Annotated in this window: 18 protein-coding genes and 1 riboswitch; of the genes, 6 read left to right on the forward strand and 12 right to left on the reverse strand. The window is 52.6% G+C overall.

What is annotated here, in order from left to right; translation table 11 throughout:
* Nucleotides 1–287 (forward strand): hypothetical protein (locus ACLUYS_RS01440; RefSeq protein WP_412658749.1); only part of this gene is annotated, 287 nt, incomplete at its 5' end.
* A 9-nt stretch (nucleotides 288–296) separates the two neighbouring features.
* Here ACLUYS_RS01440 and ACLUYS_RS01445 read toward each other — a convergent pair.
* Nucleotides 297–2009, reverse strand: a complete 1713-nt coding sequence (locus ACLUYS_RS01445) for a 5'-3' exonuclease H3TH domain-containing protein (protein ID WP_412658751.1) — start codon at nucleotides 2007–2009, stop codon at nucleotides 297–299.
* Nucleotides 2010–2520: 511 nt separating this feature from the next.
* Here ACLUYS_RS01445 and ACLUYS_RS01450 point away from each other — a divergent pair.
* Nucleotides 2521–4296 (forward strand): putative glycoside hydrolase, encoded by a 1776-nt coding sequence (locus ACLUYS_RS01450; protein ID WP_412658753.1) that lies wholly within the window; start codon nucleotides 2521–2523, stop codon nucleotides 4294–4296.
* 293 nt (nucleotides 4297–4589) lie between these two features.
* On the opposite strand, the gene ACLUYS_RS01455 is transcribed toward ACLUYS_RS01450, so the two are convergent.
* A complete protein-coding gene (locus ACLUYS_RS01455) occupies nucleotides 4590–4952 on the reverse strand; it encodes a thioesterase family protein (RefSeq protein ID WP_230268413.1) in 363 nt (120 codons plus the stop codon).
* A 342-nt stretch (nucleotides 4953–5294) separates the two neighbouring features.
* Here ACLUYS_RS01455 and ACLUYS_RS01460 point away from each other — a divergent pair, with 342 nt between their 5' ends.
* Nucleotides 5295–6722 carry a hypothetical protein gene (locus tag ACLUYS_RS01460; RefSeq protein ID WP_230268414.1) on the forward strand — a complete coding sequence of 476 codons (1428 nt, stop codon included), beginning with the start codon at nucleotides 5295–5297 and terminating at the stop codon, nucleotides 6720–6722.
* Between the two features lie 227 nt (nucleotides 6723–6949).
* Here the strand turns inward: ACLUYS_RS01460 and gpmI are convergent, their stop codons facing one another.
* From gpmI to ACLUYS_RS01500, 8 genes are all read right to left on the reverse strand, one after another.
* Nucleotides 6950–8542: a 2,3-bisphosphoglycerate-independent phosphoglycerate mutase gene (gpmI, locus tag ACLUYS_RS01465; protein ID WP_230268415.1), complete on the reverse strand. Its 1593-nt coding sequence runs from the start codon at nucleotides 8540–8542 to the stop codon at nucleotides 6950–6952.
* Nucleotides 8543–8705: 163 nt separating this feature from the next.
* Nucleotides 8706–9266, reverse strand: coding sequence for a hypothetical protein (locus ACLUYS_RS01470; protein ID WP_230268416.1), 561 nt, complete (start codon nucleotides 9264–9266; stop codon nucleotides 8706–8708).
* A gap of 108 nt (nucleotides 9267–9374) precedes the next feature.
* On the reverse strand, nucleotides 9375–9566 hold the full coding sequence (locus ACLUYS_RS01475) for a hypothetical protein (protein ID WP_230268417.1): 192 nt from the start codon (nucleotides 9564–9566) through the stop codon (nucleotides 9375–9377).
* The gene (locus ACLUYS_RS01480) at nucleotides 9484–10254 is read right to left on the reverse strand and encodes an ABC transporter ATP-binding protein (RefSeq protein WP_412658756.1); all 771 of its coding nucleotides are present in this window, start codon (nucleotides 10252–10254) and stop codon (nucleotides 9484–9486) included. Before ACLUYS_RS01480 ends, ACLUYS_RS01475 begins: the two co-directional genes overlap by 83 nt.
* Complete coding sequence (locus ACLUYS_RS01485) at nucleotides 10223–10609, reverse strand: GntR family transcriptional regulator (protein WP_230268419.1); 387 nt, start codon at nucleotides 10607–10609, stop codon at nucleotides 10223–10225. Before ACLUYS_RS01485 ends, ACLUYS_RS01480 begins: the two co-directional genes overlap by 32 nt.
* Before the next feature lie 292 nt (nucleotides 10610–10901).
* The gene (locus ACLUYS_RS01490) at nucleotides 10902–11654 is read right to left on the reverse strand and encodes an amino acid ABC transporter ATP-binding protein (protein ID WP_230268289.1); all 753 of its coding nucleotides are present in this window, start codon (nucleotides 11652–11654) and stop codon (nucleotides 10902–10904) included.
* Nucleotides 11651–12397 carry an amino acid ABC transporter permease gene (locus ACLUYS_RS01495; protein WP_230268290.1) on the reverse strand — a complete coding sequence of 249 codons (747 nt, stop codon included), beginning with the start codon at nucleotides 12395–12397 and terminating at the stop codon, nucleotides 11651–11653. Before ACLUYS_RS01495 ends, ACLUYS_RS01490 begins: the two co-directional genes overlap by 4 nt.
* Before the next feature lie 5 nt (nucleotides 12398–12402).
* Nucleotides 12403–13233: a transporter substrate-binding domain-containing protein gene (locus ACLUYS_RS01500; protein WP_230268291.1), complete on the reverse strand. Its 831-nt coding sequence runs from the start codon at nucleotides 13231–13233 to the stop codon at nucleotides 12403–12405.
* A 73-nt stretch (nucleotides 13234–13306) separates the two neighbouring features.
* Nucleotides 13307–13471, reverse strand: a riboswitch (Lysine riboswitch).
* Between the two features lie 505 nt (nucleotides 13472–13976).
* On the opposite strand from ACLUYS_RS01500, the gene ACLUYS_RS01505 reads away from it, so the two are divergent.
* Nucleotides 13977–19982 (forward strand): glycoside hydrolase, encoded by a 6006-nt coding sequence (locus ACLUYS_RS01505; protein ID WP_412658759.1) that lies wholly within the window; start codon nucleotides 13977–13979, stop codon nucleotides 19980–19982.
* Nucleotides 19983–20295: 313 nt separating this feature from the next.
* Here the strand turns inward: ACLUYS_RS01505 and ACLUYS_RS01510 are convergent, their stop codons facing one another.
* The gene (locus ACLUYS_RS01510; protein ID WP_412658761.1) at nucleotides 20296–21888 is read right to left on the reverse strand and encodes a GH25 family lysozyme; all 1593 of its coding nucleotides are present in this window, start codon (nucleotides 21886–21888) and stop codon (nucleotides 20296–20298) included.
* 355 nt (nucleotides 21889–22243) lie between these two features.
* Nucleotides 22244–23257, reverse strand: a complete 1014-nt coding sequence (locus tag ACLUYS_RS01515; protein ID WP_230268294.1) for a GYF domain-containing protein — start codon at nucleotides 23255–23257, stop codon at nucleotides 22244–22246.
* A gap of 291 nt (nucleotides 23258–23548) precedes the next feature.
* Between ACLUYS_RS01515 and ACLUYS_RS01520 the strand changes: the two genes are divergently transcribed.
* Nucleotides 23549–24415 carry an HAD hydrolase family protein gene (locus ACLUYS_RS01520; protein WP_230268295.1) on the forward strand — a complete coding sequence of 289 codons (867 nt, stop codon included), beginning with the start codon at nucleotides 23549–23551 and terminating at the stop codon, nucleotides 24413–24415.
* The gene (locus ACLUYS_RS01525) at nucleotides 24381–25232 is read left to right on the forward strand and encodes a hypothetical protein (protein ID WP_230268296.1); all 852 of its coding nucleotides are present in this window, start codon (nucleotides 24381–24383) and stop codon (nucleotides 25230–25232) included. The genes ACLUYS_RS01520 and ACLUYS_RS01525 overlap by 35 nt, the downstream gene beginning before the upstream one ends.
* Nucleotides 25233–25287: the final 55 nt, after the last annotated feature.

The following is a 25287-nucleotide window of genomic DNA, read 5'->3' on the forward strand; positions in this document are numbered from 1 at the left end:
GTGCAGGACATCAACAATATAGCACGATCCGCCTCAAACAACGGGAAGCGCCCATGGTTTTGGCGCCTTCGCCGGACAGTCGATTTCTTTTTATCGCTATTCCGCTCTGTCTTTTCTGCTGCGGAAGCGCTCCTGCCGGAGACAGCTTTCAGCCTCTGTCGCCTCCTGGATTTTCTGAGAAACAAAGAGGCAGTCTGCACCAGGTTCTGTCCATGAAAAGATGCATGGAAAAAGCCGGAGGTTTTTCCTCCGGCTCTGTCCGTTCGAATTTGATATGTACAGTCTGAACAGCTGGATTACTGATCAGACAGCTGAGGTCTTTCTTGCATAACCGGCAAAGCTCCGGTCATTTTGGAGGACGCGTTTGCGGACGGATACGCGTCCTTTTTTCTTCGTTTTGAACCCGCCGAACGTCCGGGTTCCTGCACGCGGACCTCACTGTAAGAGCGTCTGGGGCCGTTTGGATACGAGCGCGCGTTTTTGGACGTTTTCATCGCTTTCGTCTCGTTCATAGCCGCACCAGACTTTGAAGACGACTTCGTCTGTTTTGGAGAATACGCGTTTGCGTTTTTCGTGTTCTGGACGCGACCGGAGCCGTTTTTCTTCGTCCAGTTTCCCTTTGGTGAAGAGGCAGACGAATTTTTATACGAAGGTTTGCGGCGTCCATCGTTTTTTCTCGATTCCATCCGGGCCGTTTCGGCCGCTTTGCGCTCATTTTTCTTACCAGCCGGCTTGCCGTTCCAGGCGGACGTTTTTTTCGTACGCGGATCGTGCACATTCGGCTTTTTCGAATTCGAACGCTTTCCTTCCGCTGTCTTTACGGGGTTCGGACGCGAACTGGATGATCCCGAGCGGCCGTTTTTGCGGCTGGAATCCGACGAACCTTTTGCCGATCGAGCCGACGCAGAAGCCGCCTCCATACGCTTGAGGGCGGACGGGCGCAGGCGAATGTTCAGTTCAATATTATATTGTTCCAAAATCGACTGGGCATCGCGTGCGTTCAGCGAAAACTGCAGGTGTTCCTTTTTCAGCCGCATGCCGGGATAGCCGCCGGGCATGGGGAGCACGAGATCGGTTTTCATTTTTCCCAGCACGTAGCAGAGCTCGGCCATTTCCCTTGCGGAATGAGCATTCTCGCCGCCTTTGCGGGTCAGACATGAGTAGGGATTCTTTCGAATGCCCCAGCTTCGCCACGTCGCAAACAGTGTTTTGCGTGCGCGGGGATCCTGTGCGCGATCGATGGCCCGATACAGGTCTTCGACACTCGAATAATGACGGGCGAGCGCGACGGCGCGGGTTTCCCCGATGCCGCGAACGCCGGGAATATTATCGGAGCGGTCGCCCATCAGCGCCTTCATCATGCAGACGCAGCTGGCGCTGTAGCCAAACTCGCCTTCAAGAACCTGGTCGTCCACTTCGACCACCCGGCTGGGCAGTCCGGCCGGCATATTGTATTTGGTGCGCCAGGCATGCACTTTGTCGCGGTCGGACATGCCGTACCAGATTTTGGTGCGGGGACTGATCAGCTGGAAGTAGTCCTTGTCCCGCGTCAGCAGGCGGACCGGCAGCTGCTTTTCCATCTGCACAGCCAGACTGCCCGCAAAATCATCCGCTTCATAATCCGGGTGCTGAAACTGGGCAATTCCAAGTTCCTGACACAGGGTGTAGGCGGTCTGATACTGCTCGGCCAGAGGGGTCGGCGTACTGGATCGATTGGATTTATAGGAGGGCCACATGGATTTGCGGAAAGTGTGACGGTTTACGTCCCAGCAGACCGCCAGATGCGTTGGCCTCTGGTACGTCAGAATCGTAAAAATCGTATGAAAAAACGCTTCAATCGCGTCGCAGTAGCGGCCGTCAGCGTCTCTTTTTAACAGTTTCGAGTAAAGTTCCTCTTTTTTTTCCTCGTCTTTTTCCTTGCGGATGGCTTTGGGCAAAGAAGAAAAATAGCTGGTTGCAAGAAGTGAAGACCCGTCAATAATCAGAAGATATTCTGATTCAGGTTTCATGGTTTCTCCTTCCTTAAGATTAGAAATTTCCGCCAGGCTTTGCGATGCGTTTTGCGTGGTCTTATTGGAAAAGCGCAGACCAGCCGGCTGTTCCGACAGCCCTGTCATAACAGAACAATCACATCAGACTTCCACAGAAGAAATCGTGATTCTATGAATTTATTCACCGCATTGTATTGTTTTATATGCTTAAGAACTATAGTCCGGCAGAGTCTTCATAATGCCATACTGTCCGATTTTTTTCAACTCTATCCAGACTTCTTCCCTTTTCATTCTTTGCCCGGCTCCCGCACTTTCACAGGCCCAATCGTCTTTTTCAGATGTCGATTTTTCTCGTTTTGTCTGCGCAGGCCAGGCAGTTTTTCTCTTTTATAAAAGAGATAAAAAACCAAAAATCTGCTAAATTTGATCAGGGTTCCCCACTCCACGCCTTCTTTTTCGGTTCATTTTGGCTGTCTTCACCCTTTTTTGGCCATATTTACGTTTATTTTGGGATTGTGGTAAATTGAGAATGATGAACAGGAATTCTTTATTACGACGCGCATGCCTGACGTTTCTTATGGGCTCGCTCGCCATTGCTTCGATCGTCGTCTCGCTGACCTTCTTTCCCTTTCTGCATGAGCGGATGTATCCAGTCCGCTACATACAGAGCGAAACCCCGATTCTGAAAATTGATTCGCCCTACATTGAAAACGGTGAAATCGAGACGAGACAGTTTTCGCTCACGCGCGGACAGGAAGTGCGTCTGGTTGCCGGCGGGGCACACCTTTCGAGCATCGAAGCCGACGGAGAGATTCTCGAAATCGATAATTCCCATCTCTCACGCGATCAGCTCCAGGCTATGACACCTTCGCGCGCAAGCGTCAATCGCAAAGTCTGGCTGCGCAAGACCAAGGACGGCCCGCTCGAAGAAGCGTATATCCAGCCGGGCACGCCCTTTAAAGTGATCGACGCTGATCTCGACGATTACGATGCGAGTGCCGGGCTGCTGCGCTGGTATCAGATCGAAACGCTCCCGAATTCAACAGAGGATGACGCTTCTTTCCAGCCGCTGACTGGATATATTCCCGGTTCTGTCGTGCTGTGGCTGGCCTATTCCAATGCGTCGACAGCACCCGCCAAAGAATTCCAGAAAGACATACCCGAAGCTGCTTCTCTGGGCAAGGAAGCCTACCCCCAGCCGGACTGGAAAGAAAACTCGCTTCCCGATCCGGAACGCGCTCTGAACGTTTCCCTTCCTGTTCTGTTCGACTATTCTTCCCAGATTGAAGACTATATGACACGAAACGACTTCAACACGCTGATCGTTACGCTCAAGGATGAAAACGGAAAGCTGTCCTATCTTTCCGATACCGCTTCTGCCTTTTTGGGTGATGACATCGATGCCGCCCAGCCCTGGGCCATCGATATGGACAGTTTCCGCGCTTTAGTCGACCGCCTGAAAGCCAAAGGCATTTTTATGGCCGCCCGCCTGGAAACGTTCCTCGATCCCCTTCTCGCCCAGAGCCGGCCGGATCTTGCCCTGTGTGAGGAAAACGGTACGCCGGCTCTGCTGGAAGGATCGTACTGGACCAGTCCGTATGAGCACAGGGTGTGGCAGTACAATCTCGATCTGGCGCTGGAAGCCTGCTCGATCGGCTTTCAGGAAATCCAGTTTGATTCGCTGCGCTTTCCCGCAGGCAGTGCCGGTCTGACCGATCCGAATTTGCCCGGGCGCACCGAACAGATTGACGGCTTTCTGTATGAAGCGCGCAATCTGCTGGAAGAAAAGCACGTCTATACTGGGACGACGCTGGAACCGGATGCCGTTTACGACGAAATCAATTTGGAAAGCGGACAGTCCTTTCAGGGTATGCGGCAGGCGGCTAACCGTCTGTACGTGCTTCCCTATTTACAAAATCTGCAGCTGTTAAGCGCCAACTACGGCATCGAAGTGTTCGGCAGCGCGCACGATGTGCTGCAGGCATTCACGAGTCAGCTCGCCAAATATCCGCCGCAGGAATACGACAGCAGTCTTTGCGTATCCCTGCAGGGCTTTGGCTTGATGTCTCCCCAGACGCTCCAGGCCCAGATTCAGGGCGTTCTCGATGGCGGTCAGACTTCGTATGCGATCAATACGATCGACGGTCACCCCGACCGGCTGTATCCGTTAGAACCTGCGTTTCAGGCGCTGTCCATTCCGGCTGCTCCGTATACGGATGAAGTGTACGAAGAGCCGGTCGCCCGCCTGCATTGCCTGCCTTGTTCTTTCAGAAGAGCAGGCCTTCTTGCGACGCAAGCTGCGTGAGGAAAATGCCTTTCTCCCGATTCCTGGCACGGATATCCATTTTTTCCAGAACGATTCAAAACGATACACAAACGCCCGGCGGTTCCATAGGTTTTCCCATGAACAGCCGGGCTTTGGTCTTCGTATGTTTTCGTTTTGTATTCGCTTCTGGATCTGCAGTTTCTTCCAGAGTCTATATTTGCTTTCTATATAATATTTGATGCCCGCTTTATATTAGATGCCCGCTTTTTGAAACCAGAAAAGCCGAAGGGCGAAACGCCGCCGTTCCGTCGGGAGGCTGGCAGGCCGGCACCTTACTTCAGACGGCTCATGAATTTTTCCGCGTTCACGTCCACCCGTTCATGATGACCTTTACCCAGACATTTGTCGCCCTGCCAGGCGCTGACTTCAAATCTGGAAATGCGGCCCTTCTTTTCGAGAAGATGACTGACGATGCGAATGCGGGCATGCAGAGGACTAGGTGCGTCGTGCGTCGTATCCATATGGATGCCGACGGTGGTCCATCCCTCTTCCACATCGTTCAGCAAGCAGCTGGCTTCTTCCATCCAGGCGATCATCTGCGGCGTAGCCAGAACTTCAAGCGCGCCGCTTTTCATGGCGCACGCCAGCCCCTTCTCATCTACCGTTCGATAAATTACGGAATACATTTCTGCCATTGTCTTTTCTCCTTTTTACGTTCAGGCTTCACCCGTTTTCGCGATCTCTTTTGCCCGCCATATGACCTCATTGCGGAGGAAAAGCTCTCTTTTTCTCGAGACATTCCGATCGACAAATTCTAGGTGCAGCTTCTCTTTTTTCGCCGTCTTAAAACGGACCCGTTCTTTGTACAGTTTAACAAAACAGTCCTTTTCGACGCATTGGAATGATTTTTGGATCGTGTTACGCTTAATGGTATGAATCCAAGACAAAATTCTTCAACACGACGCGCTTCTCCGGCGCCTTCACGCCGTCGAGAAGACCTTTACTATTTAAAAAAAGCGAAGCAGCGCATACAGAGCATGCTCATACTGAGCTATGGCATTCTCTGCATCTGCTCGCTGGCCCTGTATTCCATTTTAAACCAGCCGCTCTTTTCCAAACCGCCCTATTTCAACTCGCTGTACATGATGACGCTGTTTGTGGAGCTGGCCATGTGGCTGGGCATCTTCTTTCTAGCCGCGTTTGGCAAAAAAGCGTCCCGCTCGCTGTTTAATCTGGGCATTGCCGCCGAGTTTCTGTTTGCGGGCTGGCTCGTCTATGACCTTTTCCGGCACACCAGCTTCTTTGTGTTTTATCTCGTCTGGTGCGCGCTCGTTCTGATCAAAGGCTTTTTACTGATGTGGTTTAAAAACTGGCTCTTTGATTCCTGGTTTGGCCGCATTTATTACGACCACGTTCTCTTCCTTCCGCAGGAAGAGCAGCGAAGAGATCAGGCCCGTGCCCGAAACGCCCGCCGTGCTCGAGAGCAGCAGGCCAGAGCCGCTTCCGCACAAGCGCACCGGCAGCCATCGCCGACCCGACCGGGAGCACAGACCGCTGTGCAGCCGGAGACACGAAGAAGCGCTCCGGCACGGTCCGCCGGCTTTCAAACGAATGGTGCAGCGGATTACGGATCGAACTCTGCGCAGCCCCAGCCTTCTCGCACCCCGCTTCGAAACCGGCCCGACCCGGACTTCTCAAGCGCATCCCCGCGAAGTTCGCAAGCGGACTGGGAAGCACAGGAAAGAAAAACCAGTCGCCAGACCGCGCGCTCCGCACAGTCTTCCCCCGATTTGCAGGGAAATCCAGAGCGTGAAGAACAGCTTCGGCTTGAACGGCAGGCCAGAGCCCGCAAGGCACTGTCTTCGAAATATCCAAGAGCCGCCATTCGCATGGCGATCGGGGTATATGGCGAGCTGATCGTCTTTCCGATTCTGGTGCATCTCTTCCAGAACCGATTCGTTTCCATCGACAACGGATCCGTCTTTGCGACTGGTCTGATGTTTACCTTATGCATTCTGACCGCCGCCTTATGGACGCTGCCGATTTTCTTCTACTATTTAAAATACCCGGGCTCGAAAAAGAGTCTGTACGCGGCTCTGGGCGGTCAGCTTCTGATTCTCACCTATGGCCTGTTCATTTTGTATCGCTACTGGAAAAGCGATACGACCGTCTACCCCGACAGCGCCTTCATTCTGTTTCTGATTTTTGAACTCGTCCGCTACGCGGTTTTGATCATCATGGTGTTTCCGGCATTCCGGCTTCCCAATATTTACGATCCTTATCGCAGCCGGCCGGCTTCAGATGAGGAAGAAAACTATGACGTCAGTGAAGAGGGCGTCCAGTTTGAAATTTATGAAGACGATGATCCCCTTGATGAGGAAAATGAGGAAGAGGACAACGAAGATGCAGACGGCCCCGAATCCGATTTTGCGGGACGCCGCTCTGGCCGTTTTCGAAGACGGTAGCCATTCCCCTTTCCAATCGTTTACAGACCTTTTTAAGCCCATAGAGGCGCTGGCAGCGCATCGATCGAAACCCGATCAAAGCGTACCAGCGCCTTTTCTGCATCCCTGCCTGCTTTTTCCAGGCGCAAAAGCAAAGGCCTCTCTGTCCTTCTGGATCTGGAAAAGATCTTCAGGCAGAGAGGTCTTGAATGCATCAAACAGGTTCGACCGAGCCGCAGCTCTTTCGATTATTCTGCGGATTCGATGATGGAAGATCTCCAGTGTTCGTTGGGTTTTACGCCAAGAATTTCGCAGACGGTTGCTGCGATGTTGGAAAGACCCATGTCATCGTCCTGCTTGAGCTTGCAGTCGTAGTTGTAGACGATGAACGGAACCTTGTTGAGGGTATGGGAAGTTTTCGCCTTGAGCGGAGCGCCGGCTTTCTTTGGCTTCTCATACATTTCATCGGCATTGCCATGGTCGGCGGTAACGAGCAGAACGCCGTTTACGGCTTTAACAGCTTCGATGACGCGGCCAAGGGCGAGGTCAACGGATTCGACACCGATAATTGTGGCTTCCAGGCTGCCGGTATGGCCAACCATGTCGCCGTTTGGATAGTTCGTCCGCAGGAAGTCGTACTTGCCCGAACGGATGGCTTCGCAGAGCTTGTCGGTAATCTGAGCGGATTTCATCCACGGACGCTGCTCGAACGGGATTACATCGGATTCGATTTCTACGTATTCTTCGAGTTCTTCGGAGAACTTAGCGGCACGGTTTCCGTTCCAGAAGTACGTTACGTGACCGTATTTCTGGGTTTCGGAAATGGCGTATTCGCTGATGCCGGCATTAACGAGCTGTTCGGTCAGCGTGTAATGGATTTTTGGCGGTTCCGTGAGGTATTTCTTCGGAATCTGCGCATCGGCATCGTACTGCAGCATGCCCGCAAATTTTACGTTAGGAACTTTTACGCGATCGAACTTGTCGAACGATTCATCGGCATCGAAAGCGATGGAAATTTCCTGAGCGCGGTCGCCGCGGAAGTTGAAGAGGATAACGGAATCGTTGTCATTGATCGTTCCTTTCGGATCGCCGTTTTCATCGACAACGACAAAGCCTGGCAGGTCCTGGTCAACGACGCCGGTTTCTGCACGGTACGTTTCAATGGCTTCGGTTGCGGATTTGAAATTGCGTCCAAGGCCGCGCACGTGAATCTTCCAGCCTTCTTCAACCATTGGCCAGTTGGCTTCGTAACGGTCCATCGTGATTTTCATGCGTCCGCCGCCGGAAGCGATCTGAGCGTCGAAGTCGGCATCGTTGAGATCGTTCATGAAGCTTTCGATTTCATCGACGTATTTCAGTGCGCTCGTTTCCGGAACGTCACGTCCGTCGAGCAGGATGTGCAGACGTACGCGTTTCACGCCTTCTTTTTTCGCCTGAGCGATCAGAGCCTTCAGATGATTGATATGGGAATGAACGTTGCCGTCCGAAAGAAGGCCAAGGAAATGCATGGTGGAATCGTGTTCCTTTACGTTGTTTACGAGTTCTTTCCATGCAGCGGATTCGAACATTTCGCCGGATTCGATGTTCTCGTTAACGAGTTTGGCACCCTGCGAGTAAATCTGTCCGCTTCCGATGGCGTTGTGACCAACTTCCGAGTTGCCCATGTCGCCGTCTGTAGGCAGACCTACAGCCAGACCGTGCGCACGCAGTTCTGTGTGCGGGCAGGTTTCCCAGAGTTTGTCGAGATGCGGTTTGTATGCCATTTTTACGGCATTTCCAAGAACGTTGTCAGACAGACCTACGCCGTCCATGACAACAAGAACTACAGGTTTTTTAACCATTTCAATATTTCCTCCTGGTTTATCCTCTTTATTATAGCGATATGCGCTTCGACCCGCCTTGAAAAACCAATTTTCTGCCCGCATTTTCAGGCATGGATAGTTTGCTTAAAAGCCTTCTTTTCACCGGGCATGCCTGCCGCTTTTAAAAACGGCGGCGCCTGTTTCATTCGAGAGAAACAGGCGCCGTTTTGTACACATACTTCAAAAGCGAAAAACGTTTTCTTCCATACAGACGTTTCAAAAGGATTTCAGGCGACCGGACTTCCTCCACATCCGCGTGCTTTTCCACGCGTCTTGCGCAAAGAAAAGCCAGTATGCCATCCAGAAGCAGAAAGGCCAGCGCCATCTTGTAAATGATTCGAACCAGATCCGCGCCTTGAATTGTCGGACTGTCCAGAAGTGAAATGAAACCGGGTTCGAACACAAACAGCAGGCCCGCCGCAGTCAGCTGTACGATCAGCGCGCACGCAATGCCGGTCGCGATGAAAATCAGCCACTCCGAGCGGCCGTTTCTGTGGCCATAGGCTATGCCGAAGGCGCCGGAAAGCATATAGGCGATCCACTGGACAATCACCTCAATGACAAACGCCAGGACCATCTGGCGTGCATCGACATCCAGAATGCCCCCAGTCTGAATTTCCGCGAAATCGTGCAGAACAAACGGCAGGGCCACCATAGCCGTAAAAAGCGCGATCAGAAGCAGAAGCGTAAGCAGACTCGTCACAAACCAGGACCAGTAAATGGTTTTCCGGCTGTAAGGCAGCGTACGAATGAGATACGCTCTGGCGCTGTAAAAGCAGTCCGCAAACAGCTTCCAGATTTGAAAAAACGCTTAGAAGACCAGCGCCGCGCTCATCACAAATACCGCAATCAAAAGCAGATGACAGAGCAGCGAATAAAAGCGGCCGCTCCAGTCCAGACTGACCAGAATAAGCCATACGCTATAAACGATCAGCTGAATCAGCCAGACCGGAAGCAGACGCTTTCCGATCTGGGCAGTAAAGGTTTCGGTCAGTTTTTTCATAGCAGTGTCTCCACGAAAATCTGTTCCAGCAATTTCCCTGTTTCTGACGAAGCGTATCCGCGTCTTCGTCCAGAACGATTTTTCCGTGCCGCAAAATGAGCGCCCGATCGAGGATGCGTTCAATTTCGCCGATCATATGCGTGCTGATCAGAATGGATGCTTCCGGACTGGAATGTTCCAGAATCAGATCGAGAATTTTCTGTCTCGCGACCGGATCGACACCGCCGATCGGCTCATCGAGAATATACAGTTCGGCCTTGCGGCTTAGTACCAGAATCAGCTGCTGCTTTTCCTGCATGCCCTTGGACATCGATTTAATCGGCTGATTCAGATCCAGATCCATCGCTTCCATGAGCCGGCAGGCTTTTTTGCGATCAAAATCCGGATAGAACTTTTCAAAAAAGCGAAGAGTTTCCTTTCCGTTGGCGTTCAAATCCAGATACGTTTTTTCCGGCAAATAGGAAATGCGCAGATGATCCGAGGGATCCAGCTTCTTTCCATCGGCGGAAATCTCTCCCTGCTCATAGACGAGCAGATCGTTGATGCACTTGATCAGCGTACTTTTTCCAGCGCCGTTCGGGCCAAGCAGACCGGTAATCTGTCCGGGTTCGAGCGTAAACGACACATCCTGAAGCACCGGGCGGTTTCCATACGATTTACTGAGATGACGAACGTTCAGTTCCATCATTTACTCCTTCCTTCAGAAGGCGGATGCTTTCTGACGCGGAAAATCCAAGAGCCTGCATTCCACGCAAAAACGTTTCGCAGAGCGTTTTTGCGGCTTCTCTTTTTTGTCCTGCCAGGGTTTCCGGATTGTCGCAGACGTACTTTCCGCTGGTACGCCGTGTTTCAATCAGGCCCTGACTCTCCAGCCTGGCCAGCGCTTTCTGAACAGTATTGATATTTGTCCGGCTTTCGAGTGCAATTTCCCGAACGGACGGCAGCTTATCGCCAGGGGCGAATTCTCCCCGAACGATGGCGCCTTCGAGAATAGAAGCCAGCTGCAGATATACAGGCGAGTCGTTTCGAAATGAATAGTCCATAATCTCTTCCCTCTGTCTTATCTGTATCACTTGGGTAATACAAAGATACAGCTTGGCATTTCCGATGTCAATGCCTTTGTCGGGCCGTATTTCCCGTTTCGCCACGGAATCAAAAACTGTATACCCGACGCAGTATGCGTCTATTTTAGGCCGAATCCATGACCGCCTGCGGATTCTGATTCGTGCAGTTCCGTCCAGTCCCCTCCGTTTTGGGCACAAAAAAACCCGGCATGACCTCAACGGGTCATACCGAGCGATTTAAATTCAGATTGAAGAGAGAACAGAGTCGGTTCTAGTCTTCTTTTTCAAGCGTCGTCTGGCGAAAGCGGGAAAGGAACTGTTTCGTTCTTTCGTTTTTCGGATGTTCGAAGACTTCATCCGGCGTGCCTTCTTCGGCGATGACGCCCTGATCCATGAAAATGACGCGATCGGATACATCTTTCGCAAACTGCATTTCATGCGTTACGACGATCATCGTCAGACCGGACTTGGCCAGGTCTTTCATGACTTCGAGAACTTCGCCGACCATTTCCGGGTCGAGCGCGGACGTCGGTTCATCGAACAGCAGCACTTCCGGATCCATGGACAGTGCTCTGGCAATCGCGACGCGCTGTTTCTGACCGCCGGAAAGCTTGGTGGCTCCCTTATCGAGGAAGTTCGACATACCTACGCGATCGAGATGCGTTTTGGCGATGGCGACCGCTTCTTCCCTGGAGCGCTTGAGCACCTTGCGCTGACCGAGAACACAGTTGTCCAGAACGCTCTTGTTCTGAAAGAGGTTGAAGTTCTGGAAAACCATGCCGACTTTCGAACGATAGCCGTTCAGATCGCCTTTGAGAATGTCCTGACCGTGGAACGTGATCGTTCCCGAATCCGGGATTTCGAGCAGGTTGATGCAGCGAAGAAGCGTACTCTTGCCGGATCCCGAAGATCCGATGATGGAGACTACTTCGCCTTTGTTAATGGAGAAGTCGATATCGTGAAGAACTTCCTGCTTGCCAAAGCTCTTCTTTAAATGACTGACACGAATTACAGGTTCACTCATGAGGACATCTCCATGAAAAGTTTCTTCTTTTCTTTTCCTTCGTTTTCGCGGGCGTTCATCCTGCGCTCAATGAAGCTGAGCAGCCAGGTAGCGAGCGTCGTAAGAACCAGATACAGAACGGCTGTATCGAGGTAAATTTCCGCGAAACGCATGTTGCTTCCCGCGATGGAAGACGACTGGAAGAACAGCTCCGTTACGGAAATAGCGTTCATCATGCAGGAGTCTTTCAGATTGACGATCAGCTGGTTGCCGATAGCCGGGAAGGTATTTTTGATGGCCTGCGGGAAAATAACCGAGACCATGGCCTGGAAGCTGGACATGCCGACCGCTTTGCAGGCTTCTAACTGGCCGGGATCTACGGACTGGATGCCAGAACGCAGAATTTCAGCCATGTAGGCGCCGGTGTTGATCGAGATGATCACAAAACCGGCCGTAATCGCATTCCAGTGAATGACTGGAAGCAGAAGGTAATAAATGAAGCAGGCCTGAATCATCATCGGCGTACCGCGGAAAACCCAGATGTACAGGCCGGTGATGCCGCGTCCGAACTTCTTCAGTCCTTTCATGAAGGAAGAATCGAGCGGATCAACAGGAACGGAGCGGATGGCGCCGACAATCAGACCGATCAGAAAACCGAACACTGTGCCGACGATCGCAAAGGCGATCGTAACTTCGACACCGTGCCAGAACATCGGCCAGTTATTGACGAGCGCCCGCCAGGCGTAAGACCAGTCAATACTCATACGGCTTATTCACCAGTCGTCGGCGCGTTCAGTACGGCATCCTGCATCATGGATTCGCGCTCTTCGGTTGTGATTTTGTCTAAAGCGTCCTGAACGGCTTTGAAGCTTTCGGTATCGCGGGTATTGTTTTTCAGACCGATGGATACGGATGTATCGACATCAAAGCCCTTGCCGTCTTCAAACGTGATGTACGTCAGATCCGGGTTGGCCTGCACGATGCCTTTGGCAACCGGAAGCTCAGCGGTAATCGCTTCGGCTTCTCCGGACTGCAGAGCCAGAATCAGCTCCGGATAGCGTGCTTTTGGAACGACGTGGATAACGCCGTCGATCTGATCGATGACGGTATCGTAGTTGGTGTTTTTCTGGCCGATGACTTTGTGGCCGGAGAACTGCTGAATATCGGTAAAGGAAGCGGCTTCGGAATCCTTCGGTACGATCATGACCATTTCGCTTTCGGAATACGGGGTTGTGAAGTCAATGCCTTCTTCACGTTCTTCGTTTGCGGTCATTCCGGCAACGATGGCATCAATTTCACCGGATTCAAGGGCTGGCTGCAGGCCGTCCCAGTCGATTTTTTTAATGACAAGATCCTTGCCCATTTCGTCGGCGAGCTTGCGGGAAATGCGAACGTCGTAGCCGTCGCAGTAGCCGGCGCCGCTGGCCAGAGGAACCGTCGTATCGGTTTCGGTTGTGGTCTGCCAGTTAAACGGGGCGTAGCCGCATTCCATGCCGACGGTAAAGGTATTGGAACTGTCGCTGGTCTGCGCTGGTGCAGATGAGCATCCGGCAAGCATCATCATGGCAATGGCCGCTGCTGCAATCGATGATTTTTTCATGTATTTTTCTTCTCCTTATTCAAACGAAAATCAGAAATGAAAAAAACTGCGGTATCCGCAGTCAAAAAGATGAAGTTAAGATAACACCTCTTCGACCGAAGGAGTCTGCAAAGTATTTCCCTGCAGCCCAAGATCAGCCCCTGCCGGACCTGTCTTTCGGCGATGATTGCCTTTCCCTTTCTTCTTCGAATGCCTTCTCCAAAAGGTACTATTCTGCACCGCTGCCTCTATCTTTTTCCTGTTTCGTAAGTTGCACTCATACTAGCAAGCCCCCGATAGCCTGTCAAACGGATCCCCCAAAAATCCAGAACCGGCACCCTCACGGCGCAAAAAGGACGGGATTTTCTCCTTTTGAACACTCTTTCCTGAAAAAAAGTCCTTTATTCTCATTCTGTCTGCTTTCCTCAACCAATCAGTTTGCCATCGTTCATCCTTGCCGGACAGAACCAAAACTTTATAGCCGTTCGCCTTTTCGCTCGGTCTGCGCATCCGCCCTTTGGACCGTCCTTTCCCATGTCGTCTGAAATTGTCGTTTGAAATCGTTCCGCGAAAACGGCTGCTACAAAAAACGAATAGACAATCCGCAATGAGAATACGTCCATTTTTAAACATCCGTTGAATGTAACCGCTTAACCGGCCAAAATAAAGAAGATGGAGCCGCTTGCCTCTGTTCCCCCGGCCTGTGCGTTTTCAGGCCATGCAGACCCGTGCGGCTTCTTGCTGAAAAGCAGGAAAGGAAAGATATGAACAAAAGGTACAGACTGCTCAGTCTGCTCTGTTCCGGCGCCATGGCGATGCAAAGCATTTCCGCTTTTGTACTCCCGATTTCGGCTGCAGAAAGCGCTCCGGATCAGACGGTTCGCGTACAGGCTGCCAAAGCGTCTCCGTTTCACGATACGGACGGCGACGGCCTGGGCGAATTCGAAGGCTGGGGCACTTCGCTTTGCTGGTGGGCCAACCGCATCGGCTCAAGCGAAGCCCTGACTTCGGACACGGCAGAGAAGTTTTTCTCCGATGACGGACTCGATCTGAACATCGGCCGCTACAACCTGGGCGGCGGAGACAGCACGATCGCTTCGCTCTCTCCAAACGAAAACGCCGTTCTGTGCACGCTCGAAGAAGGAAGCGCGCCGTCCTTTGGCGGATCCAAAATGCAGATTTCTTCGAAGACGTACAACGATTCGACGCGCTGGCAGAAAACGGACCGCGATCTCGGACTTCTCAAAGGCGCAAAGCTTGGCACTCTTAAGGAAATCGGCTGGATCGGACCGATCAACGGCACGGTAGGCAATGCGGACATGCTGACGTATACCGTTCAGGCAGAAAAAACCGGAACGTATACCGTCAAAGTGCTGGTTAAACTGGACGGTACGCACAACCGCGGCGTTTCCCTGCAAGTCAATCACGACAAAATTTACTCCGCTTCCACAGAGGAAATCGAAAAGAACATCATGGCCGTACAGGGGAACGTGAAATTTTATATAGCCGTTCTCGAAAATGTGGAACTGGCTCAGGGCGAAAACACGCTGCAGCTTGGAGGAAACACAGCTTCTTCCAACACGTACATGCACGACTACATCGAGATGGCGGTCATCCCGGAGGATCAGGTTCTCGAAGACGGCACGCAGGATCCCGGACTGCATCAGAGCCACATTATTCGCTCGGACTCCGCAGTCCCCGGCTACTGCACCAACATCACCCCGATCGTCATTACCGAGGAACACCCGCTCAGCTGGTATGTAGAAAACTTCACCCGGGTCGATCCAGACTGCGGATATGCCTGGAACTATGACTGGGAGGCCGACAAGGATCAGCTGAACGTGCTCAAGGCGGCGTCTTCGGCGTCCGGTCAGGATTTCATTGCGGAAATTTTCTCCAATTCCCCGCCGTATTTCATGACGGAATCGCTCTGCTCTTCCGGAAACTACACCGCCAGTCAGAACAACCTGCGCACAGACAGCTACGACGCCTTTGCAACGTACATGGCAGATGTCATCGAACATCTCCATCAAAACGGAGTGACGTTTGAGAGTGCGTCGGCGTTTAACGAACCGAATACCGATTACTGGGGCGCCTATTCCAGCAAACAGGAAGGCTGCCATTTCGACGCAAACGCCATTTCGCAGATTCTGGTCCGTCTCAACGCAAAGCTGGAAGAAAAGAACATTGATCTCCAGCTGAGCGCGTCTGATGAAACGAGCATCGATACGCAGATCACCACGTACAACGCACTCAGCAGCGAAGCAAAAACCGTAGTCGATCGCATCGATACGCACACGTATGGCGGAAGCAACCGTGCCGGTCTGCAGGCTTTAGCGAAAAAAGAAGAGAAAAATCTCTGGATGAGCGAAGTGGACGGCGGCTTTACCGCCGGAAGCAATGCCGGCGAAATGAGCGCGGCTTTAGGTCTTGGCAAGCGCATCATTACCGATGTCAACGGCCTCAACTGCTCCGCCTGGATTTTCTGGAATCTGATCGACAAGCATGCCGATAATTCCGAATACGGCCAGAGCTGGATTTCGTCTTCCAATGGCATTGATAAAGCCACGCTCGAAGATCTCGGCTGGAACGGTCAGACCGGCGGCTACTGGGGCGTCGCGGCTGCCGATCATAACACCGGCCGCCTTGCCCTTTCCATGAAGTACTACGGCTTTGGCCAGTTCACCCGCTACATCCGTCCGGGCTATACGATTCTCGCTTCCAGCGACAGTACGCTTTGCGCCTATGACCCCGACGAGCAGAAAGCCGTCATCGTCGCCATCAACGACAAAGCCGACGCACAGACGATGCAGTTCAACCTGGGCGATTTCAGTCATGCGCCAGGCAAGGTCACCGCGATCCGTACGAGCGGCTCAATGGAAGAGGGCGAAAAATGGAAAGACGTCAGCGAAGAAGCTCTCGCCTCGAAAGATGATCATTCCGTAACCGCAAATCTGAAAGCCAATTCCATTACGACGTACATCATCGAAGGCATCGGCAAGCCAAAACGCATGCTGGAAGATAGCGGCGCTTTGCGTACCGATCTCTCCTTTGATGTCCAGGACGGAGAAAGCGCTCTGCGCGATCAGTCCGGCTATGGGCTGGATGCGCCTCTGACCAGCCTGGACAGTGCCGACAGCGCAAGCTATGGCGAAGCCTCGATTTTAAGCTTCAGCCAGAACGGCTACGTCACGCTGCCCAAGGGCATGATCGAAGACGGAAACGCCTTTACGATCAGCCTGAGCGCCTATGCGCCGCAGACATCCAGCCACTGGCTGCTGACGCTTGGCAGCAAGGAAGGCGTATGGCCAAACGTCGACAACTATTTCTTCCTGACGCCAAAGAGCGGACAGGGCGGCTACACGGATAAAATTCTTGCCGCCATCTCGCAAAGCGGTGAAACCCGTCTGCCCGTCAATACCGACAAAGTCGCCTCGAACACCGCGTTTAATACGTATACCATCGTCTCGGACGGTTATACGATCACAGTGTATCTGGATGGCGAAAAAGTCACCGAACTCGACCACTCCAAAGACTGGAGCCAGATTTTAACCGGCGATCGCGACGGCTATATCGGAAAATCGCTTTATACGCCCGATCCTCTCTTCTCCGGTGCAGCAGCTTCCTTCAAAGTGTGGAACAAGGCCCTGAACAGCGAAGAGCTCGCACAGGCCTGGAAGGAAGAGCCCAATAAGGACGACTGCATGAAAGCCGCCCTGGCGCAGGCGATTTTAAACAAAAACAAGAGCGTCGATGCGATCGACTCCGATCTGAACTTACCAGCGCAGGTCTATGGACAGAACGTCACCTGGAGCGTTTCGGAAAATGATGCGATTTCCGCAGACGGCAAGTACACGATGCCGCTGGCCGATACGAAAGCAAGCATCACCGCAGCCTTCACCGGCACCGATACATCCTATGTTCTGGATCTGAACGTGCCCGGCGAAGATCCCGACAAAATTGTTTCGGATGCCAAAGCCGAACTGTCCATTCCGAACGCCGACAACATCAAGGGAAACATCAGGCTGCCCGATCATCTGGGCAAAGCGTCGATTACCTGGTCGATGTCCGAATCGGGAAACGGCATTCTCGATCTGAGTGAAAAAGAAGCCAGCGTCCCTGGTTATGGCAAAATTCCTGCCGGCGTCATCACCCGTCCGGCAAGCGATACGAACGTCACCTTAACCGCGACGATTTCCTACAAGAACACAACCGAAACCAAAGTCTTTGATCTGACGATCAAGGCCGCGCCGAAGCAGCAGGAAATGACGGATTATTTCTTCGCCTATTTCACCGGCGAAGGAAAAGCCGACGGCGAACAGATTTACTTCTCCGCCAGCCAGGACGGCCTGAACTGGAACGACCTCAACGACGGCAAGCCTTCGCTCGTATCGTCTCTGGGCGAAAAAGGCGTCCGAGACCCGTACATTTTGCGTTCTCCCGAAGGCGACAAGTTTTACATCATCGCCACCGATCTCAAAATCAACGGCAACGGAAACTGGGATCGCGCCCAGAAAGCCGGCTCGCAAAGCCTGCTCGTCTGGGAATCCGATGACCTCATCGACTGGGGCGAACCGCGTCTGGTCGAAGTGTCTGCATCGATTGATGCCGGATGCACCTGGGCCCCGGAAGCTGCGTACGATCCGCTGACGGGCGAATACATCGTCTACTGGTCCAGCAAAGTCAAAGGCGACAATTACGCCAAGCAGCGCGTCTACTATACCCGTACCCGTGACTTCTGCACGTTCAGCGAGCCGCAAGTATGGATCGACAAGGATCAGTCTTCAATCGATACGACCGTTATTGCTCATAACAATGCCTACTACCGTCTGACCAAAAACGAAGGCGGCGAAACGAACAGTCTAGGCGCGAAAACCAAGACGCTGTTCCTGGAAAAATCCGATACGCTTCTTGGCGAGTACACCCACATCGCTTCCGATTCGCTCAACGCCAACCATTATGTCGAAGGTCCGGCCATTTACAAGCTCAACGCCGACGACAGCGCCAGCGACAAATGGATCCTGCTGGCGGATGACTTTGGCGGCATCGGCTACTACCCGCTTGAAATTTCCGATCTGGACTCGGGCACTTTCACAAAACTTGAAAGCGGCTTTAAGATGCCGTCCGGCGCCCGTCACGGAACGCCGATCGCCATTTCGGCCGAAGAATACGACCGCCTGATGAAAGCAAACGGCCAGGCGGAACCCGTAAACACCTGGTATTCGACATCCTCCAAGAGCGGTCTGCCCGAAACCGTCACCATCGGTCATTCCAGCTATCCGGTGACATGGCAAAACGAAGATTTGTGGAGCAGTCATAAAGCCTTCGATACGGTTACGATTAGCGGCACTGCCGTTCTGGATGAAGCGAAAAACGAGACTATGAAGGTTTTCGCTTCCGTTCAGCTGATTCCGGAAAACATGGAATACATGATCGATTGCAACAACCCCGACTCGCTTTCCCACAAATACGCTCTCGCGTCTTCTTCCCAGATGAAAAACACCGTCAGCGAACAAGTCAAAACGGACGAAAACACATGGGGATCGCTCTCGAGAATCGGCGAAAACAGCGGCGATGTCGACATGGTCGCCTTCTCCCAGACCAGTCTGGAAAACCCGTATACCGGCGGATACTGGGCGCGAGGCGGCAAGACGATTTCGTATGCGCTGACGCTTCCTAAAGGCGACCATGCGATTTACGTCGGCGTCAACGGCTGGTGGAGCGTCAGCCGCACGATGAAACTGGACGTGACGACATCCAAAGGCACTTCCAAACTCATGGACTGCAACGTCACCAGTTCGAAAGAAACGCTGCACAGCGCCAATATTCATCTTGATCAGGAAGAAACGATTACCCTGACCCTTTCCAAAACGGACAATCAGGATCCGATTCTTTCCTGGATCGGCGTTTCCCTTAAGACCAGCCCCGATAAAACCCAGCTCGAATCCCTGCTTGCCGAAGTATCGGCCCTGAATGAAACCGACTGGACACCTTCGACCTGGAGCGCCCTGCAGGCGAAACGGGAAGCCGCCCAGAATACAGTTTCTAATCCGAATGCGAGTGAGGAGGACGTCAGGGCTGCACTCTCCGCACTGCAGGCAGCCAGAGACGCGCTGAAGCGCCAGTGGAGCGTCACCTTCAAAAACGGAACAACTGTCCTGAAGAAGGCGTATGTCGAAGACGGCCAGAGTGCTGAAACGCTCGCTCCAGCCGCTTCGGAGGTTACTGTTCCCGAGGGCAAAGTGTTCATAGGCTGGACGCCTGCGTTTGGACCGGTTCATGCCATGAAGGAATACACCCCTGTCTTTGAAGACGCGCCAATCGTGGTGGATAAGGAGGCTTTGCAGGCACGCGTCGATGCGATTGAAGCGGAACAGCTTGCTCTGCGTCCCGATGAAAATCACAGCTATGTAAAAGCTTCATTTGAAGCGCTGAATACCGCTCTGGATCAGGCAAAACGCGTTCTGAATGACAGCGACGCCCAACAGAAGACGGTCGATGCCGCGCTCGAATCGCTTAATACCGCCCGTTCGAATCTCACGCTGGTCGACCTGACGTTTGTCCGGCTGACCCATAACAAGTATGAGTCGCTCAACCTGTCGCTCTTTAAGGCGGATGGAAAAGCGGCTCTTACAGAGGCTGCATCGGCTGCCAAAGCGCAGATCGACAATCCGACCAGTCAGAAGGCTGTCAATGACGCGGCCAGTGCTCTGAACCAAACCCTTTTGAAACTGCGCAAAAATCCAGAAGATCCAAAAGCGAATTTCTAATCGTTCCGATTCTATTCGAACAGTTTCTGGAAAATAGAACGAAGATCAATTCTCCTTTACGGATTTTCATCCGGTGTTCTGAACTTTTAAGAATGTCGTCCTTTGTGCCGGCATTCTTTTTCTCTGTCCGGATTTTTTCTGTTCAGATTTTTTCTTTCTGGACTTTCTTTCTTTCGCAAAAAAGGCTTTGCCGCCTGGCTGTTCAATGCGAGCAGCAGGCAGACAAAGCCTTTTCGTATGCAGTGAGGATCAGAAATCGGATTCGAATTTTGCAAATCCGGATTCCGATCACAATTTCGTTTTTTGCGGTTCGCTAATCCTGGACGTGAATTTTCATGCCGTTGGGATTGGAAGAAACGGTTATGGACGATTTTGTATCTTTGTTCTCGCCGGGGCGTTCTGGATAGGTTGCCCGGCGTTTGGATGCGGTGTTGAGTTCGGGTGTTTCCACGCGAATCGATTTGTTCTGCGAGGAACTGTTATTGTGCTCGGAGGAAGAAATCCAGTTTTCACGCACCGTCTTTTCTTCTTTGCTCTCCTCGACTGTGCCGTACCAGGCAATGCCTTCCTGATTCCAGCCGGCTTTTTTCAGATAGCTGTATTCGTTGGAATCCGTAGTGAAGTGGTGCGAGCCCGTTCTGGCATTCGGGTTATAGACACGGTAAACCGGCGTGCCTTCCTTCAGATCGGAATACCAGCCGATGCCTTCGTACGTCCAGCCGGCTCGAATCAGGCCGTCTTTCTCTTTGGCATCCATTGTGTAATGGTGGTCGCCCGCATTCGGGTTGTACAGGCGGAAAACCGGCTCGCCCGTCGCTGGAAGCTGCCAGGCGGTGCCTTCATCTTTCCAGCCCGCATCGCACAAGAAGGCCCATTCGTTGCGGTCGGCGGTGTAAAAATGTTCGCCGGAATTCGGGTTGTAGACGCGATACATCGTCTTAGGCACTTCGTTTACCGTGCATAACGATTTCCAGTCTTCGGCGGAACCGAAAAACTTGTTGAGATCGAGATCGCCGTCGTAGCCTTCCAGACGGCCTCTCGACGAATACTGGTGCATCCAGTATTCCTCAAAGGCGCCCGTACCGGCCCTGTCGGTAAACGTATTTTCCCGATAGCCGTTCTGCACTTCGTTCTGGCCATAGTTGGCGACCCAGAGGGGATACCCTTCTTCCGCCAGACGGCTCCAGTCCAGCGTCCGGGTGTAATAGCTGCTCATGTAAATCATGCACTTCATGCCGGACAGACTGTAGTAGGCTTTCACAAAGCGGTACGCCCAGTCGGTATCTTTCGCGCTTAACAGATCGCGCGCTTCAAAGTCGAGAATCGGCACGCCCTTGCCGATGTAGGCACGGGTTGTGCGGTAAAAAAATTCAGCTTCCTTTTCCGGCGTGTCTTCGCAGCCGCGATCATGCGCAAAGTGGTAAAAGCCAAACAGCTTGCCGCTTTCAAGAATGCTCGAGGCGTACTCGTAAAATTTCGGATCCCGGTAGCCGTTGCCGCCGGATGCCTTGCAGATGATAAAATCCGCATCCATGGCCGCCGGATCGATACCGTCCTGCCAGCGGGAAATGTCAATACCGTTGAGCTTCACGTCGCTCTTGCGGTGATTGTCGAGCGGAAGAGGCATGGACGGCTTGTCTTCCTCCTGTTCGCTCGCTTCTTCCACGATTTCCTCTGTTATGACTGCCGGCGTTTCTGGAGCGGCCGGATCAGCAGTCGGAGCGGAAGGCGCAGTGTTATCGGATGGAGTGTTGTCCGGTGTGGAAGACGGTTCAAGCGGCATGGAGGAGGTGTGCGTTTCTTCCATAGGCTGAATGTCCTGCGCATGCACAGGAAGGCCGCCCAGCACCAGACCGCCGGCCAGCGAGGCCTGCAGAAGCCTGTTTCGTGTTGTTTTATAGTTCATCATGCAATCTCCTTTTGCGCGTTTTTGATGAAATTTTTTTGCGCTGGATTCAAATTTCTCTGCTGCGCTTTTCCCTCGCGGGCTCGTCAACCCGGCTGAAAGTCAGGTCGCGGGCAGAGGGGAAGCCGTTTCATTGTAAAGTTTGTACAGTCCTGAAATCAAGATTCGAAAGACATTTTAAGCGCAGCGGCAGAGCGGCCAAAACCATGTGCCTTTTCTTCATAGACTCGTTCTTCTTCGGCTGAAGGTTTCTCTTCTCGCTGCGTTTTTTCTCTGGCTGCCTTCCCTGACTGAATTGGAAACAAAAAGCCAGTCCCAAAACAGGACTGGCCAGGTTCGAAAAGGTGATGCAAAACTAGTCTTGCGAAATGATGGTATTGATCTGATCCTGCGCGATCATCATGGAAACGACATCGAGACCGAAGATCGACAAAATCAGCATGAGTACCGCGTTGTTGGACTGACGACGGCCGGAGCAGTCATACAGCAGGTTACCCAGCTTGTAGAAGTAGTAGATGAGGTACAGACCGCAAGTCACGATCGTCAGCAGGATAACCGACATGGCAGACGGTCCATGCGGCTGGCCTTTGGCTGCAGCAAGACGATTGGAGTCTTCTACGAGCAGATAGAGCCAGACGATACTGAAAATACCGCAGGTCAGAATGCTTCCGAGCAGATACAGTACGGGGTTGCGCGGGGTAATGTAGGCGGTGGAAGAATTGCCTGCGTTCGAGCGAAGATCCGGCTGGGAACGGCGCGGCGCAGTCGACTGCGCAGGCAGATAGGCGCGCAGTTCGGTAGCGGAAAGGTTTCTCCAGTCTTCAAAATCGCTTTTCCAGACAAGGGATTCGCCGTCAAGAATACCCTGACGGATGTAGCCGATCATAACCGTTTCCGAGAACGGTCCATAGGAGCGGCCGTTTACAGCGTAGTACCATTCCTGCGCCTGCGAGCTGTCGCCATACGTTTCAGTAGTCGAAGAATAGGAACCGGACATGCTGGTCTGGGTACTCTGCGGCGTGCTCGTATCCGTAAAGGCGTTCGTACTGGACGCTGCAGCGGTTTCGGGCTCGGCCGGCATTTCAGCAGGCTCACTTTCCTGATAGAGCGGTGTGGATTTCAGGCGGGTCCATTCTTTCATGCCACGCGTCCACACGTACGTATCCGGACCGAGGTCGCCTGAAACGATCCGATTCAGGAAATCGTCTTTGGAAAAAGGACCTTTGGAGGCACCGTCTTCGACGTAGTACCAGGCCTCCGTGCTTTTGGTTTCCGTTTTATTTTCAGAATCCGGAAGACGCGTCCCGCACTCATTGCAGAACCGGCTGGTATCCAGGTTTTCCGTCTGACAATTTGGACATTTTTTCATGTGAAAACTCCTTATTTTCAATAAGCAGAGCGATAACGGTCCGGTCTGTTTGCCGGAACATCGTTTCCATCGCTGTATACAGAACACTCCCAAGGCGGGGGCTTTGGGAATTTCACAGAAATTGTGCCACAGAAACATGAAAATAATCTTAACGGGCTGTCTTTTTTCCTGAAAATTTCCCGATCGTGAACAGGAGGATAAAAGCTTTCCCTCTTTTTACCGGACCGGTTCGACCGTTTTCTTCTTTTTTCGGATTCGTGCACGCTCAGCCAAACTTGATAGAATAAGAACATGCAAATCATTCATTCTGTCCTGATCGGACTTGAAAATACGCTTCTCAACCAGTTTGGAGACATTCCTCCAGCCACCATGTCCATTCTCGAAGATCTGCATTCCAAGGGGATCGTCCTTGGTCTGTGTTCTCAGCGCGATGCCCGCTGGGTTCTTCATTTTCTGGAGCGCAAACGAATCGACAGGATTTTTTCCTACGTTCTTGCCGCCGAAGGCAGCCAGTACGTTTCCCTGCCTGAAAAAAAGATCATCAGCCTGCACGCGTTTAATCCAAAAGAAGCCTGCGAACTGCTGACGAGTCTGTCGACGCTGGAATCCGACCTTTCTCTGAAAATCCCCTGCGCCCGCATCATCGACAGCGGCCGCCGCTACCTGTGCGATCATCCGGGAACGTACGCTTTTCTGTTCGCTTTGCGCGAGCACCTCTACCCGGTTCGTTCCGTCGATTTCAATACGCTCAAATCGGAATCGTCCTATCACCGTCTGCTTCTGATCAGCTCCAAGGCGCTGATCAACCGGATCCGCCGCAAGAAAGAGCTCGAAGCCTATCCGGTCTGCCGCGTCTTCCCGACCGTTCTGGAAATTTACCCGCGCGGCAGTTCGCTTTGCGAAGCCTTTGCACTGGCCCAGAAGGAATTTCATTTCTCAGCCGAACAGACGCTCTGCTTCGGCTCGCTGAGCGTTGAAAAAGCGCTGCTGAAGGAAACGTTTGGCATCGCGATGAAAAACAGCCCGAAATCCGTCATCGATGTCTGCCGAAGAACGACCAAGTACAACGCGGGACAAAACGGAATCGCCTATATGATCAACGTCCTGCTCATGGAGAAAGCCTGTGTTTTTCGAAAGCCGAACGGAAAAGCCCGTTAACGAAGACGCGCTGGGCATCTCTTCGTCAGTCTGGCTGATTGCGGACGGAGCGAGCGCGCTCAAGGGCGGCAATCGCATGCAGACGGGATCGGACGCGGCGTGGCTGGCGCGGTCCATTGCCCGATCCGCGAAACGCTTTGAAAATCTGGACGCGTCCATCGAATCGATTCTCAAAATCATTCTAAATGAGCTTTCCGCAGCGTTTGGAGAGTGCCCCGAAGACGAAATGCCTTCCTGTACCGTAAGCATCGTGCGCGCCAGTAAGCGTACCCAGGCCTTTGAATATTTCATTCTGGGCGACAGTCCGCTGCTGTTTGCCTTAAAGGATCGTCCGCTTCGTCTGGTCGACGAGCGTGTCGGTTTCTTTGACAATAAGGTTCTGGAAGCGATGGCCCGAATCCGTCAAAACGACGATCTTTCCTTAAAAGCGCTTCGGGCGCTTCCCGAAATTCAGTCCATGCTCATCGCCAACCGCGCCCGCAAAAACAATCCAGAAGGCGGCTATCCGATTGTCGATCTGAACGCCAGCTGGTTTGCCCCGCTGACGGGTTCCATTCCCTTTGACGAAGTAAACGGATTTGCGCTGTATAGCGACGGCTTCGATCAGCTGCAGGGTTTTCTTCACGAAAGCGATGACGATTTTGTTATAAGGCTGCAAAACGATCCCGCAGGCGCCATGGATCTTCTCTGGTCGCTGCAGGAAGAAGATCCCGATGCCAGAGCGCTTCTGCGCCTGAAAAAGCGGGACGATACGTCTCTTATGGCGGTCGATGCAAAAGAGGCTCTCAAAAACCTGCAGTCCGATCTCGCAAAATGAAACGAAAATACTGAAGAGGGTGCCTTTTACGGCCCCTTTTTTCATACACTTTTTC

The organism is Allobaculum sp., assembly GCF_047010065.1.
Lineage (GTDB): Bacteria > Bacillota_I > Bacilli_A > Erysipelotrichales > Erysipelotrichaceae > Allobaculum > Allobaculum fili.

What these genes read in the sequence shown, in the direction of transcription:
- ACLUYS_RS01445 (WP_412658751.1), bottom strand. Translation starts at nt 2,009, where the DNA reads ATGAAACCTGAATCAGAATATCTTCTGATTATTGACGGGTCTTCACTT.
- ACLUYS_RS01450 (WP_412658753.1), top strand. Translation starts at nt 2,521, where the DNA reads ATGATGAACAGGAATTCTTTATTACGACGCGCATGCCTGACGTTTCTT.
- ACLUYS_RS01455 (WP_230268413.1), bottom strand. Translation starts at nt 4,952, where the DNA reads ATGGCAGAAATGTATTCCGTAATTTATCGAACGGTAGATGAGAAGGGG.
- ACLUYS_RS01460 (WP_230268414.1), top strand. Translation starts at nt 5,295, where the DNA reads ATGCTCATACTGAGCTATGGCATTCTCTGCATCTGCTCGCTGGCCCTG.
- gpmI (WP_230268415.1), bottom strand. Translation starts at nt 8,542, where the DNA reads ATGGTTAAAAAACCTGTAGTTCTTGTTGTCATGGACGGCGTAGGTCTG.
- ACLUYS_RS01475 (WP_230268417.1), bottom strand. Translation starts at nt 9,566, where the DNA reads ATGAAAAAACTGACCGAAACCTTTACTGCCCAGATCGGAAAGCGTCTG.
- ACLUYS_RS01480 (WP_412658756.1), bottom strand. Translation starts at nt 10,254, where the DNA reads ATGATGGAACTGAACGTTCGTCATCTCAGTAAATCGTATGGAAACCGC.
- ACLUYS_RS01485 (WP_230268419.1), bottom strand. Translation starts at nt 10,609, where the DNA reads ATGGACTATTCATTTCGAAACGACTCGCCTGTATATCTGCAGCTGGCT.
- ACLUYS_RS01490 (WP_230268289.1), bottom strand. Translation starts at nt 11,654, where the DNA reads ATGAGTGAACCTGTAATTCGTGTCAGTCATTTAAAGAAGAGCTTTGGC.
- ACLUYS_RS01495 (WP_230268290.1), bottom strand. Translation starts at nt 12,397, where the DNA reads ATGAGTATTGACTGGTCTTACGCCTGGCGGGCGCTCGTCAATAACTGG.
- ACLUYS_RS01500 (WP_230268291.1), bottom strand. Translation starts at nt 13,233, where the DNA reads ATGAAAAAATCATCGATTGCAGCAGCGGCCATTGCCATGATGATGCTT.
- ACLUYS_RS01505 (WP_412658759.1), top strand. Translation starts at nt 13,977, where the DNA reads ATGAACAAAAGGTACAGACTGCTCAGTCTGCTCTGTTCCGGCGCCATG.
- ACLUYS_RS01510 (WP_412658761.1), bottom strand. Translation starts at nt 21,888, where the DNA reads ATGAACTATAAAACAACACGAAACAGGCTTCTGCAGGCCTCGCTGGCC.
- ACLUYS_RS01515 (WP_230268294.1), bottom strand. Translation starts at nt 23,257, where the DNA reads ATGAAAAAATGTCCAAATTGTCAGACGGAAAACCTGGATACCAGCCGG.
- ACLUYS_RS01520 (WP_230268295.1), top strand. Translation starts at nt 23,549, where the DNA reads ATGCAAATCATTCATTCTGTCCTGATCGGACTTGAAAATACGCTTCTC.